The sequence below is a fragment of the Nonlabens sp. Asnod2-A12 genome (assembly GCF_045063745.1).
Lineage (GTDB): Bacteria > Bacteroidota > Bacteroidia > Flavobacteriales > Flavobacteriaceae > Nonlabens > Nonlabens xylanidelens.
Window position 1 is genome coordinate 2,896,624 of the sequence record NZ_JBEFOB010000003.1, and the last position, 16,462, is coordinate 2,913,085.

The 16,462-nt window shown below is 36.7% G+C and carries 16 protein-coding genes; 4 read left to right on the forward strand and 12 right to left on the reverse strand.

The genetic code is table 11. The features are described 5' to 3' along the window. The first annotated feature begins 296 nt into the window (after positions 1 to 296). Complete coding sequence (locus ACJJVJ_RS13095; protein ID WP_405370800.1) at positions 297 to 1,076, forward strand: polysaccharide lyase family 7 protein; 780 nt, start codon at positions 297 to 299, stop codon at positions 1,074 to 1,076. A gap of 36 nt (positions 1,077 to 1,112) precedes the next feature. Here the strand turns inward: ACJJVJ_RS13095 and ACJJVJ_RS13100 are convergent, their stop codons facing one another. Further along, positions 1,113 to 1,574, reverse strand: coding sequence for a hypothetical protein (locus tag ACJJVJ_RS13100; RefSeq protein WP_405370801.1), 462 nt, complete (start codon positions 1,572 to 1,574; stop codon positions 1,113 to 1,115). Beyond that, positions 1,574 to 4,702, reverse strand: a complete 3,129-nt coding sequence (locus ACJJVJ_RS13105; RefSeq protein WP_405370803.1) for a WD40/YVTN/BNR-like repeat-containing protein — start codon at positions 4,700 to 4,702, stop codon at positions 1,574 to 1,576. The genes ACJJVJ_RS13100 and ACJJVJ_RS13105 overlap by 1 nt, the downstream gene beginning before the upstream one ends. Positions 4,703 to 4,869: 167 nt before the next feature. Here ACJJVJ_RS13105 and ACJJVJ_RS13110 point away from each other — a divergent pair, with 167 nt between their 5' ends. After that, positions 4,870 to 5,409 carry a carboxymuconolactone decarboxylase family protein gene (locus ACJJVJ_RS13110; RefSeq protein ID WP_104515726.1) on the forward strand — a complete coding sequence of 180 codons (540 nt, stop codon included), beginning with the start codon at positions 4,870 to 4,872 and terminating at the stop codon, positions 5,407 to 5,409. Positions 5,410 to 5,593: 184 nt separating this feature from the next. Here ACJJVJ_RS13110 and ACJJVJ_RS13115 read toward each other — a convergent pair whose 3' ends face one another. Together ACJJVJ_RS13115 and ACJJVJ_RS13120 are read right to left on the reverse strand one after the other, a co-directional pair. After that, complete coding sequence (locus ACJJVJ_RS13115; protein WP_405370805.1) at positions 5,594 to 6,424, reverse strand: helix-turn-helix domain-containing protein; 831 nt, start codon at positions 6,422 to 6,424, stop codon at positions 5,594 to 5,596. Positions 6,425 to 6,458: 34 nt separating this feature from the next. Beyond that, positions 6,459 to 6,761, reverse strand: coding sequence for a rhodanese-like domain-containing protein (locus tag ACJJVJ_RS13120; protein WP_104515815.1), 303 nt, complete (start codon positions 6,759 to 6,761; stop codon positions 6,459 to 6,461). 124 nt (positions 6,762 to 6,885) lie between these two features. Here ACJJVJ_RS13120 and ACJJVJ_RS13125 point away from each other — a divergent pair, with 124 nt between their 5' ends. Then, positions 6,886 to 7,542: a histidine kinase gene (locus ACJJVJ_RS13125; protein WP_405370806.1), complete on the forward strand. Its 657-nt coding sequence runs from the start codon at positions 6,886 to 6,888 to the stop codon at positions 7,540 to 7,542. Here the strand turns inward: ACJJVJ_RS13125 and ACJJVJ_RS13130 are convergent. Next, positions 7,539 to 9,191, reverse strand: coding sequence for an aromatic amino acid hydroxylase (locus tag ACJJVJ_RS13130; RefSeq protein ID WP_405370808.1), 1,653 nt, complete (start codon positions 9,189 to 9,191; stop codon positions 7,539 to 7,541). The two genes, ACJJVJ_RS13125 and ACJJVJ_RS13130, sit on opposite strands and share 4 nt — an antisense overlap. Before the next feature lie 107 nt (positions 9,192 to 9,298). Here ACJJVJ_RS13130 and ACJJVJ_RS13135 point away from each other — a divergent pair, with 107 nt between their 5' ends. Beyond that, positions 9,299 to 9,862 (forward strand): TetR/AcrR family transcriptional regulator, encoded by a 564-nt coding sequence (locus ACJJVJ_RS13135; protein ID WP_405370810.1) that lies wholly within the window; start codon positions 9,299 to 9,301, stop codon positions 9,860 to 9,862. Here the strand turns inward: ACJJVJ_RS13135 and ACJJVJ_RS13140 are convergent. From ACJJVJ_RS13140 to ACJJVJ_RS13170, 7 genes are all read right to left on the reverse strand, one after another. Next, the gene (locus tag ACJJVJ_RS13140; RefSeq protein ID WP_405370812.1) at positions 9,852 to 10,967 is read right to left on the reverse strand and encodes an alkene reductase; all 1,116 of its coding nucleotides are present in this window, start codon (positions 10,965 to 10,967) and stop codon (positions 9,852 to 9,854) included. The two genes, ACJJVJ_RS13135 and ACJJVJ_RS13140, sit on opposite strands and share 11 nt — an antisense overlap. Positions 10,968 to 11,123: 156 nt before the next feature. Further along, the gene (gene hisIE / locus ACJJVJ_RS13145; RefSeq protein WP_104515720.1) at positions 11,124 to 11,738 is read right to left on the reverse strand and encodes a bifunctional phosphoribosyl-AMP cyclohydrolase/phosphoribosyl-ATP diphosphatase HisIE; all 615 of its coding nucleotides are present in this window, start codon (positions 11,736 to 11,738) and stop codon (positions 11,124 to 11,126) included. A 176-nt stretch (positions 11,739 to 11,914) separates the two neighbouring features. After that, positions 11,915 to 12,739 (reverse strand): imidazole glycerol phosphate synthase subunit HisF, encoded by an 825-nt coding sequence (gene hisF / locus ACJJVJ_RS13150; RefSeq protein ID WP_405370814.1) that lies wholly within the window; start codon positions 12,737 to 12,739, stop codon positions 11,915 to 11,917. After that, positions 12,736 to 13,449 carry a 1-(5-phosphoribosyl)-5-[(5-phosphoribosylamino)methylideneamino]imidazole-4-carboxamide isomerase gene (gene hisA, locus ACJJVJ_RS13155; RefSeq protein WP_405370816.1) on the reverse strand — a complete coding sequence of 238 codons (714 nt, stop codon included), beginning with the start codon at positions 13,447 to 13,449 and terminating at the stop codon, positions 12,736 to 12,738. The genes hisF and hisA overlap by 4 nt, the downstream gene beginning before the upstream one ends. A 1-nt stretch (position 13,450) precedes the next feature. After that, positions 13,451 to 14,047 carry an imidazole glycerol phosphate synthase subunit HisH gene (gene hisH / locus ACJJVJ_RS13160; RefSeq protein ID WP_405370818.1) on the reverse strand — a complete coding sequence of 199 codons (597 nt, stop codon included), beginning with the start codon at positions 14,045 to 14,047 and terminating at the stop codon, positions 13,451 to 13,453. Then, entirely contained in the window at positions 14,044 to 15,153 is a 1,110-nt protein-coding gene (gene hisB / locus ACJJVJ_RS13165; RefSeq protein WP_405370820.1) for a bifunctional histidinol-phosphatase/imidazoleglycerol-phosphate dehydratase HisB, read from the reverse strand. The genes hisH and hisB overlap by 4 nt, the downstream gene beginning before the upstream one ends. A gap of 118 nt (positions 15,154 to 15,271) precedes the next feature. Continuing rightward, positions 15,272 to 16,429, reverse strand: coding sequence for a pyridoxal phosphate-dependent aminotransferase (locus ACJJVJ_RS13170; RefSeq protein WP_405370821.1), 1,158 nt, complete (start codon positions 16,427 to 16,429; stop codon positions 15,272 to 15,274). Positions 16,430 to 16,462 lie beyond the last annotated feature (33 nt).

The window sequence follows — 16,462 nt, forward strand, 5'->3', positions numbered from 1 at the left end:
TTAAACATCTTTTTATTTCAAAGCTACTTATTGCAGCCTCTTTTATGTGTAACAATAGTTACATACATACTGAATTGACAACGGTAATTCTATTTTAAAAATAAGACTTTGTTCCTTTATTTAAGAAGACTACCTCATAGGCCACATTATAGTGTGCTATTATAAAATTCTTATTTTAAAGCTGTTTTGTTTTTAAATAGATATGAAATGGGGCGATTATTAACAGATTTTAAAATAAACAGTTAAAACATATCGATTGTAAATGTTTGTGCTCTACATTTAAAAAAAAATAAACGATGTTCAAGAATTTTACTTTTTACGCGTTGCTTATAGCCACTGTTGGGATTTTTTCATGTTCTTCAGAATCTGATGAACAAAATAATTTTATACAATTAGTGCCTAATGATGATGACACTACAGATGATGATACAACAGAAATCGATAATGTACCAGGTGATAATTTTGCATTAGCTACACTTCAAATAGAAACCAGCTGGAACACGGCAGATAGAGCTACCGTTTCTGAAGATGCAACGACACATGGCCCGACGGCATATTACTTTATGGAGAATCAAGAAATGGTTTTAATAAGTAAAGAACCAGATGGCAAACGCACAGAGCTTAAAGAACCTCCAGGGCAAGAACGTTCTCTAGATGTGGTGAAATCACTGTCTTACACAGCTACTATATTTAATATACCAGAAAACGGTGTGACTATCGCACAAGTACATAATAGAAGTACTGGTGTATTAAGACCACTAGTCAGAGTTTATATAGACGACGACCACAGGATTAAATTTAAACTAACGGACGACCCAGATAGCGATTCTCAATACACGACGATTAATGGACCTTTGTACCAAGAAGGAGAGACCATAGAAGTTTCTATGAGTACATCAAATGGAACAGCGTCTTTTACAGCAACGACACCAGCTGGTACATTTTCTGAAACCTTTACACCTTCTAATAACTGGACACCATACAGTAATGAGTACTATTTTAAAGCCGGTGTTTATACAGAAGGAAATGATACTCGAGCCGAAATTCGCTTCTCTGAATTTGATTTAATTAAATAAATCCAAATAAAAGAACTACAATAATACAGTTATTTATTAAAGCCCAAGAAGTGAATAATCAAAATCACTGACGGGCTTTTTTGCTTTTTTTAATACCCATAAACCTTCGGCAGGAGGTATTTCTAGATCTAGATTTTCTTCCATTTCATTTTGCATAAACCATATACCATTCATGGCTTTCTTCTTATAATCAAAAGAACCATTATAAACGATCTCAAAATTGTGTTCTATCTCTTCTGTATTGAAACCATCTTCTAGAATAACATCATTACTGGTATAAGAGACCGTTAAAGAAATTAGATTCTGTTCCCAAAACCCAGTAAAATTTACCGTTCTACCAGTTGAGAATGGTCCTTTTTCTTCAGTCTGATGTCCGGTTATAATGCCGTCTTTAAATTCCATTTCGGTAAATAACCTGACTTTTTCTCCAAAGAAAGGAAGATCAAAACCTAATCCATAGATAAAATAACCTTCCCAATAACCGCTTAATTCCTCCATTATTTTTTCTCTTTCTCAATCACGAGATACTCTAAATTCAATGCATTAAACTGCTCGTTGAATTTTTTAATATCAGATTGTAAAACTTGGTCAAAAATAGCTAGTTGCTTTTCAATCTCAGCAGTTAATTCATCTTTAACTTCTATACTTTGTGAAGTAGGAGCAAAGTCACCTATTTGTGCCAGACTATTTAAGTGAGCCAGTTTATTAGTTAATCTTATAGGGAAATTTAAAGGATCTTGACCACTTCGATTTTTAGTTTGATAAAGTGCTTTTTCTACCTCGCTAAATTTCTTTTTCATCTCCTTAGACATGGCAATCATATCTTTAACACCTTGTTCTTCTCTATCTCCATACAACGCTTCAAAAGCACTTAATTTTTTATTGAATGCACGTATGTTTTTAATTGATTTGTGAGCTTTGTCTACAGTAGCGTTTACTTCATTTACATAATTAAATTGTGCTAGCATGTCTGCATCGCTAGCCTCGCTATTAGGAGCAGATATAATAGTGATAGGTTGTGATTCCATTTTACCATTTACTGATAATTCTACTTTGTAAGATCCAGGTACGGCCTTAGGTCCAGACATATTTGCCCACCATAGAATCATACCTGGTAGTTTTTCTGCTCCATCATAAACCGTATTCCAATTAAAAGAGTTGGCACCTTCTTTTACTTTTAATTTGTTCTTTTTATCATAGGTAGCATAGGTTTTTATCAACTCGTTTTTAGCGTCATAAAAAGAAAGTGATACACTATCTTTTTCTTTCAACGTCGGAATATAAAAATGTACTTGTACTCCTGCGGGATGATTTGCTCCTGCGGTAAGTGAACCTGCACGACCATTTCCTGCCATACGGTAAGAGGTTTTAGGTTTGAAAAGTTTGTTTTCGTCTTGCTTTCGCGCAAGCGAACTAGAAAAAGCTTCTCTCACTAATCCTAGATCATCATGTATCCATAAACTTCTACCTTGTGTCGCGATAATTAGATTGTTATCCTTTACAGCTAGATCTGTAACTGGTACGATAGGTAAATTCATCTGGAATGATTTCCATGATTTTCCATCGTCGGTAGAAATGTATAAACCAGTTTCTGTTCCTGCATACAGCATTCCTTGTACTTGATCATCTTCTCTTACGACTCTAGAAAAATGCTCTGATGGGATGCCATTTGTTATTTTTTTCCATGATTTACCATAATCTGTAGTTCTATATAAGTAAGGTGTAAAATCGCCTAATTTATAACGTGTAGCAGCGACATAACAAGTAGCCGCGTCATAACGGCTAGGTTCTATGCTGTTAATTTGTGCCCATTCTGGTAATCCCTTAGGTGTAATATTACTCCAGTTTTTACCACCATCTTTAGAAAGGTGTATGAGTCCATCGTCGCTACCTATCCATAACTCGCCAGCGTTTAAAGGAGATTCTGCTGCGGCAAAAATGGTACAGTAATACTCTACACTTGTATTATCTTGAGTAATCGGTCCACCGCTAGAAACTAGTTTTGTTGGATCGTTTCTAGTTAGATCAGGTGAGATAGTTTCCCAGCTCTGACCTTCATTAGTAGTGACGTGTACATTGTTAGAAAATGCATAGAGTTTATTAGGCTCATGTTGAGAGAACAGAATAGGGAAATTCCACTGAAAGCGGTATTTCATTCCTTCGGCACCATGTCCCATAGGGTTATCTGGCCATACATTAATCGCTCGTTGTGATTTAGTCTTGTGATTATAACGAGTTAAATAACCACCATAACTACCTCCATAAACGATGTCGTTATTTTTAGGATCTACAGCAATGTGTGCACTCTCGCCACCTGCAGTTCCTTCCCAATCGTTATCTGTAATACTACGTCCAGTGGTGCGATGAGGTAATCTTATCGTCCCATTATCTTGTTGTGCTACGTAGATTCTATAAGGGAAAGAGTTATCTGTAGTCACACGGTAATATTGTGCTGTAGGTTGATTGTGATACGTACTCCATGTCTCACCACCGTCATAAGTGATTTGTGCGCCACCGTCATCTCCCATAATCATACGGTCAGAATCTTCTGGTGCGATCCATAAATCGTGATGATCACCATGTGGTGCTCGCGCGCTAGAAAAGTTTTTACCGCCATCGGTACTTTTATGATAGTTGACATTAACGACATAAACTTTATCGACATCTTTTGTGTCTGCATAAATACGTGTATAATACCAGGCACGTTGTCTTAAACTGCGATCACTGTTTGTCTTTTTCCATGTTAAACCTGCATCATCACTGCGGTACAATCCGCCTTGATCTTTATTTTCTACGATGGCATATAATCTGTCAGAATCTACTGGTGAGACGGTAATTCCCATAATTCCTAAAGTTCCTTTTGCAAAACCTTCATTTTTTGAGATCTCTTTCCACGTTTCTCCATAATCGTTACTTTTCCATATAGCACTACCATCGCCACCACTAGATAGACTGTATGGTGTACGTTGTAATCTCCAGGTACTTGCATACAATACACGTGGATTACTAGGGTCTATGATTAAATCTACCGCACCGGCTAGATCATTAGTAAATAGTTTTTTACTCCATGTTTTACCACCATCGGTACTTTTATAAACGCCACGGTCTGCAGTAGGCTTATAGATATTACCTAATACGGCGGCATAAACGGTATTATGATCGTTAGGATCTATAACTATTCTAGGTACGTGACGGCTTTTAGGTAATCCAGCCTCAGTCCATGTTTTACCGGCATCTTCTGTTTTCCATATGCCATAGCCGCTGGAAACATTACCACGCACCGTTTTCTCGCCACCACCTACATAAATTACGTTATGATCGCTAGGCGCAACAGTTACGGCACCTATAGAACCGCCAAAAAATCCATCAGAGATATTGCTCCAGGTACGTCCACCATCTAAAGTCTTCCACACACCACCACCTGTACTACCGAAATAGAAAAGATTAGGTTTTCCGGGAACTCCGGTAACCGCAGCACTACGTCCACCACGGAATGGTCCCAAGAGTCTAAATTCCTGCGATTCATAGAACTTCTGTTCTTTTGGTGGTTCTGGTAATTGTTGTGATTCCGCTTTCGCGAAAGCGAGAACAACAAATACAAATAGTATATAGTACAACTTATTCATGGTAGGAAAATTTCCTATAAAGATACTACACCATTTGTAATTTATCGTATCGGGAATAATAGAACAGTACTCGGGAAATGAACACATTTTTAAAGGCTACTTACTGTCGCATCTTTGTAGTGTCCTAAGGGATAAGAAAATAACAATAATTAAAAGTATATAATATCATGGCAACATTTAATGTACCACAAAGAAGTGAAGTAAACGAAGTGAATCAAGGAATTTTTGATAACCTAGAAAAGCAATTAGGTTTTGTTCCTAATTTATATGCCACTTATGCATTATCTAATAACGCATTAAACAATTACCTTTCTTTATCTGGAGCAAAAACATCTTTAAACAATAAAGAAAAAGAAGTAGTAAACCTAGCAGTAAGTGAAGTAAATGGTTGTGATTACTGTCTTGCAGCGCATACGGCTATAGCGCAAATGAACGGTTTTACTCAAGAACAAACACTAGAATTAAGAGCTGGTAAAGCGTCTTTCCAGACTAGTTATAATGCTCTTGCAGGTCTAGCAAAAAATATAACAGAGAATAGAGGTAGAGCAGATAAGGCTGTAGTAGATTCTTTTCTAGCGGCAGGTTATACTCAAGAAAATCTAGTAGATACTATAGTTTTAGTAGGTGATAAAACCATCTCAAACTATTTACACAATACAACTCAAGTACCAGTTGATTTCCCAGCGGTACAACCTTTAGATGCTTAATAACATTTAGGTAAGAGTTAAATTTTTCATAGTTGGTTAGTTGAAACAGGTCTGTCTCTTAGGAGTACGGGCCTGTTTTTTTATGTCTAAGATTAAAATAAACCAAAAAAGAAGTGAGTTGCCACCTAGTTTTTAGGATAACAACCCACTTTTATAATAAATGAAATATGTTGTCTCTTTTAATTTATTGTTTTCTAAAAGATAGCGGGCTAGAACCTGTTTGTTTTTTAAAGAATTTAGAAAAATGACTAGGCTCATTATAACCTAGTTCATAAGCTATCTCTTCGGCACTTTTGTCAGAGTAGAGTAAAAGTCTTTTAGCCTCGGCAGTGATGCGCTCGTTGATTATCTTAAGAGGTGATTTTACATCATGCTTCTTAAAAAAGTTAGAAAGTGTTTTAGGAGATTTAAAAAGTAAGTCTGCATAGTCTGCTACCTGGTGCTTTTCTTTAAAATGCTGTTCTACTAGTATATTAAATCGTCTTACTAGATCAACTTGTTTTACCGTTAAATCGGGCTGGTAACTTTCTTGTTTTATCAGTCTGGTAGAGGTAATCAACATTCTCTTTAATAAAGTACGTAACATCTCACCCTGAATATGATCTTTAGTATCAAATTCTTCCTGAAATAAAACCAGCATCGCATTAAAACTAGCTTGTTCTTTTACAGTTAAGTCTATTATAGGTGCTGTAGAAGAACCGAAAAACAACATTCCCATACAGGATACCTCAGAATCATTATGCTGTATGCAATAGAACTCACGGTTAAACACAAACGCTATTAATCCATAATTATCCTTTGGGATTTCTACTATGTTCACAGGGGTACAAAAAAGTACTTGATTCTTTTTAAGTACGACTTCATATCCATCTACAATAAGGCGTTCTTCACCTTCTGTACACCAGACTATTTTATATAAACCCTTTTCTTTAAGTAGCTGTAATGATGGTCCACATTGAAAACTTGTTACAGTAAACCTTCCTTCGTCTTTGATGTTATGGTAATCTAATTTCATAGATTAAAAATAGGAAGAATATATAACTAAAGTATCACGACTTCAAATATTTTCTCATAGAACCTATACCACCGGCATTTACAACTTTATAACCATTGGCTTTTAATTTTCCAGCAGCGATATTACTTCTTCCTCCCATGGCACAGTACACGATTAATGGCTTTTCTTTATCGAGAGCATTCATTTGTTGATCAATAACTTGAACAGGTATATTTTTAGACCCTTCTATATGACCGCCGTTAAATTCAGATGCGGTACGCACATCCAGTAATTGAGCACCTTCTTTAAGGTATTTCTGTATTGTTTCTTTTTTCTTATTTTTAAATAGACCGAACATAGTTTTCTTTATTGAGACGTTTGTTTTTAGTTTACTTACCTGCAAAGTAGTAAATTGTTATTATAATTTCGCTTTCGCGAAAGCGGAACCACAACATATCACTTTTAATACCTACATTAGGATCATGGGAGCAATTATTGGGTACATTTTTATCGGTTTACTAGTAGGACTAGTAGTTATTCAGTTTTTAAAAGAGTTGGATAGAAAAGAAGTACAAGCTAGAAAGCTGGTAGGAGCAAAGGGTCTGCATAAATTGGAAATACAACGCAATGCTATTTTACAAGAACTAGAACAAAAGTCTCCGGAAAAAACAGCCGTTAAAACAAAGGCAGTTTCATTGATCTATAAACTCGCAGCCAGTAAAAATAAATTTACTTTAAAAGATATAGAGCATACCACTCAACAACTTCAAAACCTGTATGACCAGAACATAGAAGGTGCATCGGTCTATAAAATGAATTTTCCAGAAAAGGAATTACTCAATTTTGAACCTAGAGAGATCTTGTCTTTATTAATTATTATTAATGAAGGCTTGCACAACGCAGCTATTCATTCTCAAGCTAACTATATATTCAATATCGCATCTATAGAAGACGATTTCTTACATATAATTACCCACGATAACGGACTAGGTTATGATCGTAAAGCTGTCGCAAATGGTGATGGTATTCAACAAATCACGACAGCTGTAAATGAATTAAATGGTGACTTAAAACTGACCAGCACACAAGGTAATGGTACTGTTGTAAATGCAGTTATACCATTAACTGATTTTAGTTAACCTATCAATTCTTCAATCTCCTCAATAAGCAGCCACTGCTCAGGATAATCATTTTCTACTTGAGCTTTTAATTCCTCAAGTAACGGTTTATTTATTTTATCTTCTTCTCTATAATTGCGCACTTTCTCATATAAACCTTGAATGGTAATCTCTCTTTTTGAGAAAACTGGCTTTATAGTTTTAGTATCACTCTCATGAAAAACAAGGTCAAAACTGTAATAATCTGCAGGGCCAGCATAGGCACTTACTATTTCTTTTCCTACGGCTAGGTTAAGCATGCCGTCTTCTGGAGTAAATAGAACCTCGTCCTTATAAGTTACGGTACAGTCGGTAAACTGAATGAGCATTAATTTACCATTCAAATTACGCTGTCCAGTGACGTTTAAACCTTCTACTTTAATTCCACTTTCATAGGTAAATTCAATGCGCTCGTTGTCATAAAAATTATAAGCTTGTAAATCACGAGGTCCCATATCTTCTATAGCTAGATTAATTCCCTTAAGTTTCCCTAGCGGACTCAAAAAACCGTTTTTATGCGTACTGCGGCCATGACCTATAAGCTCTTTTTCTCTATATGCAAGAGCACTCTCTCCAGTCGTTTCAAAGAAAACCACCTCGTTGTCATCATTAGTAATCATGCGTGTAAAATGACCACTTATTTGTAATCCAGTACTTAACTCAATAGTCCCAAGAGATTTTGAATTAATTAATTTTTGTAAGCCACGATGTCCGCCTTTACGAACTGCCATGGTGTTTGCAAATTCTTCTAGTACCTCACTAAGGGTCGCAAAATTAGGCGTTACATAAAGATGAGGTTGCTTGCGCGTGATATCAAAATCTTGATAAGCTGCATCAATAGTATACAGTCTTTTTTCTACCGCAGGTTCTAGACAGCTTTTACTTTCTCCTAGACTTGATAATAATCCGGCACCATAAAGTTTAGGATTATCTAGCGTACCTACCAGACCGTATTCTACCGTCCACCAGTGTAAATTTCTAATTAAAGACATTTCACTAGGTTCTACATCTTTGTTTTGAAGACGCTCTATATTTGCCTCGGCAGCTGCGATTTCTTTATCCAGCTCTGGGTTTTCTGTCTCGCTACGAGTTTCTTTAAGAATAGAAATCTTGCGCACTGCCTCATACATTTCATGATCGTGTGCGCTAGAAATAGCTTTGCTGCCTATCTCGCCAAAACGTCTTAAATATTCTGCATAATCTGGGCTTGCGATAATAGGAGCGTGCCCAGCAGCTTCATGAATAATGTCTGGTGCAGGAGTGTATTCTATGTTATCCAGCTTTCTTATGTCTGCCGCAATGACTAATATTTTATAAGCCTGAAATTCCATAAAAGCTGCTGGCGGTATAAAACCATCTACAGCAACAGCTGCCCAGCCTATTTCTTTTAGAATGCGATTCATACCATACATGGACGGTATGTTATCTATAGAAATACCTGTTTTCTTAAGTCCAGCAATATAAGATCCATGAGCCACCTGACTCAAGAATTCTACATTTTTGCTCATCACATGACGCCACACAGCCTGATCTTGATAGGTATAAAGGTCATAATTTTGAGGCTTTATAAACTGTTTTAGATGCGGTGGTAATCTTTCAAGAAGCGGATTAATTTCTATATTCTCTAACATTGTCGTAGGGTAAAGTTCAAAGCTAGTCTAAAACAAATTATTCTAATTATTGTGAATAGACTTTTAATCAATTTTATGATAGTCATGTTCTATTATATTTGCAACTTATGTCTCGCAAAAAACAAATTCTCAAAACAGCTGCTCAACTTTTCAAAGAACGTGGTTATAGCGCTGTCACCATGCGCGATCTCGCGGCCGCTATGGATATGAAAGCGGCTAGTTTGTACAATCATATTTCTGGGAAACAAGAAATTCTTGCCACACTCATTCTAGAAGTTGCTCATGAATTTACAACTGGTATGGATACGGTAGAGATGGATGATAAGTCCGCTTTCGCGAAAGCGGAACAGCTCATACTATTACACATAAAAATAGCACTAGAATATACAGATGCACTGGCGGTATTAAATACCGACTGGATGCACCTAGAAGGAACACCCTACCAAGAATACATGAAGTTGCGTAAAGACTATGAATTAGACTTTAAAAATATTTTAGAGAGTGGTATAAAAGCTGGTGAGTTTAAATCTCTGAATGTAGAAACCATGCTTTTTAATCTTCTAAGCACGTTAAGATCCATATACCTATGGATACCAAAAAAGTCGACTACCGAAGTAGCCGACCTTAAAAAAGAGTTGCCTCAAATATTACTTACAGGAATTAGTTCTTAGCCTTTTCTTCTTCTAAAGTAGGGTAGTCTGTATAACCTTCACGACCTTGTGTATAAAAGGTTTCCATATTCCAGTCTGCTGTTTTAGCCTTTAATTCAAAACGATGTGCAAGATCTGGATTAGAAATAAATAATTTACCAAAGGCAACCAGGTCTGCATGACCGTCTTCAATTACCTTATTACCAGATTCACGATCAAATTGATTGTTAATCATCAAGTTTCCATTATAAATTGGACGGTAATGTTTTGCTATTTCACTTACCAGAAAATCGATCTTACTTACATCTGTAAATGGCTCTGAAAGGTGTAAATAAGCCAGGTCGTATTCATTTAATCTATTAATTAAATAATCAAAAAACGGAATAGTATCTGGTGTTCCATCAATTCCAAAAACTCCATTTAATGATGGATTTAATCTACATCCTATTCTATTATCTGGGAATGATTCTTTTACCGCATCTAAAACTTCAAAGAAAAAACGAGCTTTATTCTCATTACTACCTCCATACTCGTCTGTACGTAAGTTAGATTTATTATTAAAAAATTGGTGTATTAAATATCCATTAGAACTGTGTATTTCTACACCATCAAAACCTGCCTTTTTAGCATTTGCAGCAGCGTTTCCATAATCTTTTACTGTTTGCTCTATTTCTTCTACCGTCATAGCGTGTGGCGTCACAGTCATTTTCTTCTCGCCATTAGGGTTTCTATGTTCCACTTCTGGATTTACAGCACTAGGTGCCCAAGGTAACTGACCGTCATGAAAATCTGGCAAAGAAATACGTCCTACGTGCCATAATTGTAAAACTATTTTCCCGCCTTCTTTATGTACACTATCTACGACATTTTTCCATCCTTCTACTTGGGCTTCATTAAATATTCCAGCCACATGTGCATATCCTCTTGCTTGTTTTGATATCTCACTAGCTTCTGTTATAATAAGTCCAGCACCAGCACGCTGCGTGTAATAATCTATGTGTTTTTGATCTGGCGATTGGTTTTCATTAGTTGCTCTGGATCTAGTTAGAGGCGCCATTACAATTCTGTTTTTTAATTCAATTGCTCCTAGGCTTATCGGTTTTAAAAGGGGTTGTGTCGTGCTCATATCTGTTTTTAAGTAAAAATATTGTATGTACAAGTAAATACGGTTAAGAGCGCGTTAATTAGAGTTTTTTTAAAGTTTTGGAGCATTAAAAAAAGCGGTTATATCATCAAATTTGATACAACCGCTTTTATTATTTATAAATAAATATTATCCTATTTATTTATGCCTTTTAGCGAGCTCTTTCTCAATATCTGCTAGAGATAATCCTTTGGCTTTTAATAAAACGAGGTAGTGATACATCAAATCACCAGCTTCATAAATAAAATCTTCCTCCTTGCCATTAATGGCATCGATTACCGTTTCTACAGCTTCTTCACCTACTTTTTGAGCTACTTTATTAATTCCTTTTTGGATTAATGAATAGGTGTAAGATCCTTCTACTTGATCGTCAATACGCTGGTGGATGGTTTTCTCAAGATCATTAATTGTAAAGCTGTTCTCGCTTTCGCGCAAGCGAGATTCATCACCATTATCAAAACAACTCACCGTACCGGTATGACAAGTAGGTCCATGTGCATTTGCTTTAATAAGAATGGTATCTTGATCACAATCGATCTTTATAGCTACTACATCTAGAAAATTATTAGAAGATTCTCCTTTAGTCCAAAGTCGTTGTTTGCTGCGTGAGTAAAAAGTTACTCTATTTTCAGCTTTAGTTTTTTCAAATGCCTCTTCATTCATATAACCTAACATCAACACTTCTTTGTTAGTAGCGTCTTGTACGATTACAGGCAATAATCCGTTTTCTCCTTTATTCCAGTCTAGTTTCATATTTGTTCCCACGAAAGTGGGAATCTCTTCGATTCAACACTTTCGATTTTATTTACGCAGGCGGAAATCTTCATTTCCCCACCGCAATCATTTTTAATGTCAAGCCGTCGTAGGCCAGACTTTATTTTGTCATTCCGCTGCGTAGCGGAATCGCTTTATTTTATCGCAATCCTATTTTAATTTCTCACAGCAACTCCAGCCGCAGCCAATTGTTTTTTCAACTCAGGAACTGGTAATTCTCCAAAATGGAAAATACTTGCTGCTAGTCCTGCACTCGCTTCTGTGTCTTTAAATAAGTCTGCAAAATGAGCACTTGTTCCTCCACCACCTGATGCAATGATAGGAATACTCAATTTTCTAGAAATGGCATCGGTAAGTTCTAGAGCAAAACCATTTTTTGTACCATCATGATCCATACTGGTAAGCAAGATTTCTCCAGCACCTAATCTTTCAATTTCTTGACACCAAGAAATGGTTTCTAATTCGGTCTCTACACGTCCACCAGCTACATAGACTTTATTTCCGCGCAGGCGGATATCTGTTGGTGTTGATTCGCTAGGCTTGCTTTTTGAATCAGCTAGATACTCACTTTCGTGAGAATGCTTCGTATCCACCGCAACTACAACACACTGACTACCTAACTCAGCAGCGAGCTCACTAATTAATTCTGGTCTTTTTACGGCTGCACTATTGATAGCTATTTTATCAGCACCAGCTTTAATGATTTCTTTGGCAAGAGCTACGTCGTTAATTCCGCCACCTACAGTAAATGGAATATTTAAAACAGCAGCGATTTCACGAACTAGCGGTACTAAAGTGTCACGCTTCTCAATAGTTGCGGTAATATCTAGAAAACATAACTCGTCAGCACCTTGAGCAGCATATTGTTTTGCAAGTTCTACTGGATCACCAGCATCTCGCAATCCAACAAAGTTGATCCCTTTTACGGTACGTCCATCCTTAATATCAAGGCATGGTATAATTCTTTTTTTTAAGCTCATACAAATTCTCTCAATTCCTTAAATGTAATTCTACCTTCATAGAATGCTTTTCCTACTATGGCTCCTTCGCAATTCATTTCGCGCAAGCGATATAAATCTTCTACGACAGCAACGCCACCACTAGCTATTAATTTAACTGGTGCTGTGTTAAGGATTTCCTTATACAGCTCATTACTAGTTCCAGCAAGCATACCGTCTTTTGCTATATCGGTACAAATCACATACTCGATTCCTTTTTTATTCCACTCTTTGATGAATTCTACCACTTCTAGTTCACTACTTTCTAGCCAGCCGTGTGTGGCGATCATTCCATCCTTAGCATCTGCTCCTAGGATGATTTTATTAGTTCCATATCTGGAAATCCAACCTTCAAAAGTTGCAGCATCCTTAACAGCAATACTACCGCCAGTAACTTGTTTTGCTCCACTTTCAAATACGACCTTTATGTCTTCGTCAGTTTTCACTCCACCGCCAAAATCAACCTGCAAACCAGTCTGTCCAGCGATGCGCTCGAGCACTTTCCAGTTCACGACGTGACTACTTTTTGCTCCATCTAGATCAACCAAATGCAAGTGTTTTATTCCATTTGCTTCAAACTCTTTGGCTACTTCTAATGGGTCTTCATTATAAACCGTTTTTTGGTTGTAATCGCCTTGTGATAGACGTACACATTTACCGTCTATAATATCTATTGCTGGTATAATACGCATACTATAATTCTATAAAGTTCTTTAATATCTGCTCACCTATTCCAGCACTTTTCTCAGGATGAAATTGTGTTGCATAAAAATTGTCTTTTTGCAAGACACTACTGAAAGGCAAAATATAATCACAAGCCGCAACTGTGTTTTCACAAACTTCAGCATAGAACGAGTGTACATAATATACATCTGCTGCAGGTTGTAAGCCTTGCAAGATGGTAGATTGTTGATCAACAACCTCAGTATTTAAACTATTCCATCCCATGTGAGGCACTTTCATTCCTTCAGTAGCCGGAAATTTCTTTACGGTAGTATCAAAAATCCTTAGACATTCTGTATCACCTTCTTCACTGTGGCTGCACATCAATTGCATTCCTAAGCATATTCCTAGTACTGGCTGTTTCAATTCTTTTATGACCTGATCTAGTCCACGATCACGCAAATAGTTCATCGCGGTACCAGCTTCTCCTACGCCAGGGAAAATAACTTTGTCTGCTGCCTTTAATTCTTCAGGATCGTCAGTTACTTTATTCTCTATTCCTAGTCTATTGAGCGCATTTGTGACGCTTCCTATATTTCCTGCGTTATATTTTACAATGGCAATCATAAAGTTCCTTTTGTACTCGGTAATTTACCATCACCAGTTTGTTTTACCGCCATTTTTATTGCTTTGGCAAATGCCTTGAAAAGCGCCTCTATTTTGTGGTGCTCGTTATCGCCTTCTACTTTCATGTTCAGATTGCATTTTGCCGCATCGCTGAATGATTTAAAGAAGTGAAAGAACAATTCTGTAGGCATATCGCCCACATATTCACGTTTAAATTCAGCTTCCCAAACGATCCATGGTCTACCACCGAAGTCTATTCCTACCTGTGCTAGCGAGTCGTCCATAGGTAACAAGAAGCCATATCTATTGATTCCTTTTTTTGAGGATAACGCTTTCGCGAAAGTGTCACCCAAAGCAATCGCCGTGTCTTCAATAGTGTGATGTTCATCTATTTCAAGATCGCCATTTACTTTAATATCTAAATCTAATGAACCGTGACGTTGCAACTGCTCTAGCATGTGATCATAGAACTTTAAACCTGTGTCTATTTTTCCGTTTCCAGATCCATCAAGGTTTAAAACGATGTTGATATCGGTTTCATTTGTTTTACGACTTACCGTGACCTTGCGAGGTTGTCCTTTTAAAAAGTCAAAAATCTCTTTCCAAGAATCTGTTTTAAGAACTACTAGTTCGTCTTCAAATTCACTATCATCAGTAATGCTAGGTAGCTGTATTCCTTTACAACCTAAATTCTTAGCCAGTTGCATATCGCTATTGCGATCACCGATTACAAAACTATTTTCAAGGTCGTAATTACCTTTTATATAATGCGTCAATAAACCAGTTTGTGGTTTACGAGTAGGTGCATTTTGCTCAGGAAAAGAACGATCGATTAAAACCTCACTGAACTTAATCCCTTCGTTTTCTAGCACATTCATCATTAAATTATGCACTGGCCAGAAGGTGTTTTCTGGAAAACTATCCGTTCCTAACCCATCTTGATTAGTCACCATAACTAGTTCATAATCCAGCTCTCGAGCGATGCGATGTAGCTGAGTAATTGCCATAGGCAAGAATTCCAACTTTTCATAACTATCCAGTTGATAATCTACTGGTGGCTCTTTCACTATCGTTCCATCACGATCTATAAATAATACTTTTTTCATGTATTTCCGCGAAGGCGGAAACCTCTTCCCGCAATCGACTTTATTTGATTAAATGTCATCAACGATGACTCTTTTATAATTTTTAAACTATTGAAGAACGGCTTCGGTTTTAATTCATCTAATTCTCTTTAATTTCTCGCAACGCAGTAATTACCGCTTTACATTCCATCATCGTCCCAACGGTAAATCGCAACGTGTCTTCAATCTGACTGCTGCGATTACGTATGATAATTCCTTTATCACGTAGGTAATTATAAACTTGTGTAGCATTTTCTACTTTGGCAAGTACAAAATTTGCCTCACTAGGATATACTTCTTTTATAAAGTTAAAACTGTTTAAATGCTCCACAAGAAAATCTCTGTTATGGATGATTTCTTGGATTTCATTTTTTGTTTTTTCTTCGTTTTGTAAAGCCTCTAGAACTGCTTTTTGAGACAATTCATTTACGTTATACGGTGGCTTTGTTCGATTGAATAATTCAATGATTTCTGGAGAAGAAAAGGCAAATCCTACTCGAGCACCAGCCATACCATGAGCCTTAGACATGGTTTGTAACACCACAAGATTAGGATAATCTTCTAGTCGTTTTATGAAACTCATGTTCTCTGTAAAATCTTGATAAGCCTCATCTACCACTATAATACCATTAAAACTACCGAACAAGCGATCTAATTGTCTTTGGTTTTCTAACATTTCAGCTTCAAACTCTGGAGCAAATGGCATATCCATCATACCACCACGAGTGTAATTTTGTGCTTGCCAGTCGTGTTTTAAATCGGCTTTGAGCAGTACGTTACCTGTAGGATTATTAGGAGAGCATATCCATAATAGTTTAATATCCGAGCAGGCGGATATCTCTTCGAGTATTTCATCAACGTTCAACTCAAAGCGATCATTCAAAGGAACCTTCAAAACACTAACATCATTAATCGCTGCACTAACTTCATACATTCCATAAGTAGGCGGACAAGTAATTACTGTGTCTTTTCCTGGTTCACAGAAAATGCGATACAATAAATCAATAGCCTCATCACTTCCATTACCTACAAAAATCTGATTTGGTGAAATGTCTCTTTGTTTTGCCAATTCTTCTTTTATCGAAGACTGCAATGGATCTGGGTAACGGTTTAAATCTCCCTTAGGATTTTCATTTGCGTCTAGTAACGTCAGCTCATTTTTATCGCTGCCGTATAAATCAAATTCACTGCGCGCACTAGAATAAGGCTTCAAATTCCAGATGTTCTTGCGGACTATGTTTTTTAAGTTAAATTCCATTTTATTTTATTGCGTGTAAGCCCCATTGTCCTG

What these genes read in the sequence shown, in the direction of transcription:
- hisH (WP_405370818.1), bottom strand. Translation starts at nt 14,047, where the DNA reads ATGATTGCCATTGTAAAATATAACGCAGGAAATATAGGAAGCGTCACA.
- ACJJVJ_RS13100 (WP_405370801.1), bottom strand. Translation starts at nt 1,574, where the DNA reads ATGGAGGAATTAAGCGGTTATTGGGAAGGTTATTTTATCTATGGATTA.
- hisB (WP_405370820.1), bottom strand. Translation starts at nt 15,153, where the DNA reads ATGAAAAAAGTATTATTTATAGATCGTGATGGAACGATAGTGAAAGAG.
- ACJJVJ_RS13135 (WP_405370810.1), top strand. Translation starts at nt 9,299, where the DNA reads ATGTCTCGCAAAAAACAAATTCTCAAAACAGCTGCTCAACTTTTCAAA.
- ACJJVJ_RS13110 (WP_104515726.1), top strand. Translation starts at nt 4,870, where the DNA reads ATGGCAACATTTAATGTACCACAAAGAAGTGAAGTAAACGAAGTGAAT.
- hisIE (WP_104515720.1), bottom strand. Translation starts at nt 11,738, where the DNA reads ATGAAACTAGACTGGAATAAAGGAGAAAACGGATTATTGCCTGTAATC.
- ACJJVJ_RS13130 (WP_405370808.1), bottom strand. Translation starts at nt 9,191, where the DNA reads ATGTTAGAGAATATAGAAATTAATCCGCTTCTTGAAAGATTACCACCG.
- ACJJVJ_RS13170 (WP_405370821.1), bottom strand. Translation starts at nt 16,429, where the DNA reads ATGGAATTTAACTTAAAAAACATAGTCCGCAAGAACATCTGGAATTTG.
- ACJJVJ_RS13120 (WP_104515815.1), bottom strand. Translation starts at nt 6,761, where the DNA reads ATGTTCGGTCTATTTAAAAATAAGAAAAAAGAAACAATACAGAAATAC.
- ACJJVJ_RS13095 (WP_405370800.1), top strand. Translation starts at nt 297, where the DNA reads ATGTTCAAGAATTTTACTTTTTACGCGTTGCTTATAGCCACTGTTGGG.
- ACJJVJ_RS13115 (WP_405370805.1), bottom strand. Translation starts at nt 6,424, where the DNA reads ATGAAATTAGATTACCATAACATCAAAGACGAAGGAAGGTTTACTGTA.
- ACJJVJ_RS13140 (WP_405370812.1), bottom strand. Translation starts at nt 10,967, where the DNA reads ATGAGCACGACACAACCCCTTTTAAAACCGATAAGCCTAGGAGCAATT.
- hisA (WP_405370816.1), bottom strand. Translation starts at nt 13,449, where the DNA reads ATGCGTATTATACCAGCAATAGATATTATAGACGGTAAATGTGTACGT.
- ACJJVJ_RS13105 (WP_405370803.1), bottom strand. Translation starts at nt 4,702, where the DNA reads ATGAATAAGTTGTACTATATACTATTTGTATTTGTTGTTCTCGCTTTC.
- hisF (WP_405370814.1), bottom strand. Translation starts at nt 12,739, where the DNA reads ATGAGCTTAAAAAAAAGAATTATACCATGCCTTGATATTAAGGATGGA.
- ACJJVJ_RS13125 (WP_405370806.1), top strand. Translation starts at nt 6,886, where the DNA reads ATGGGAGCAATTATTGGGTACATTTTTATCGGTTTACTAGTAGGACTA.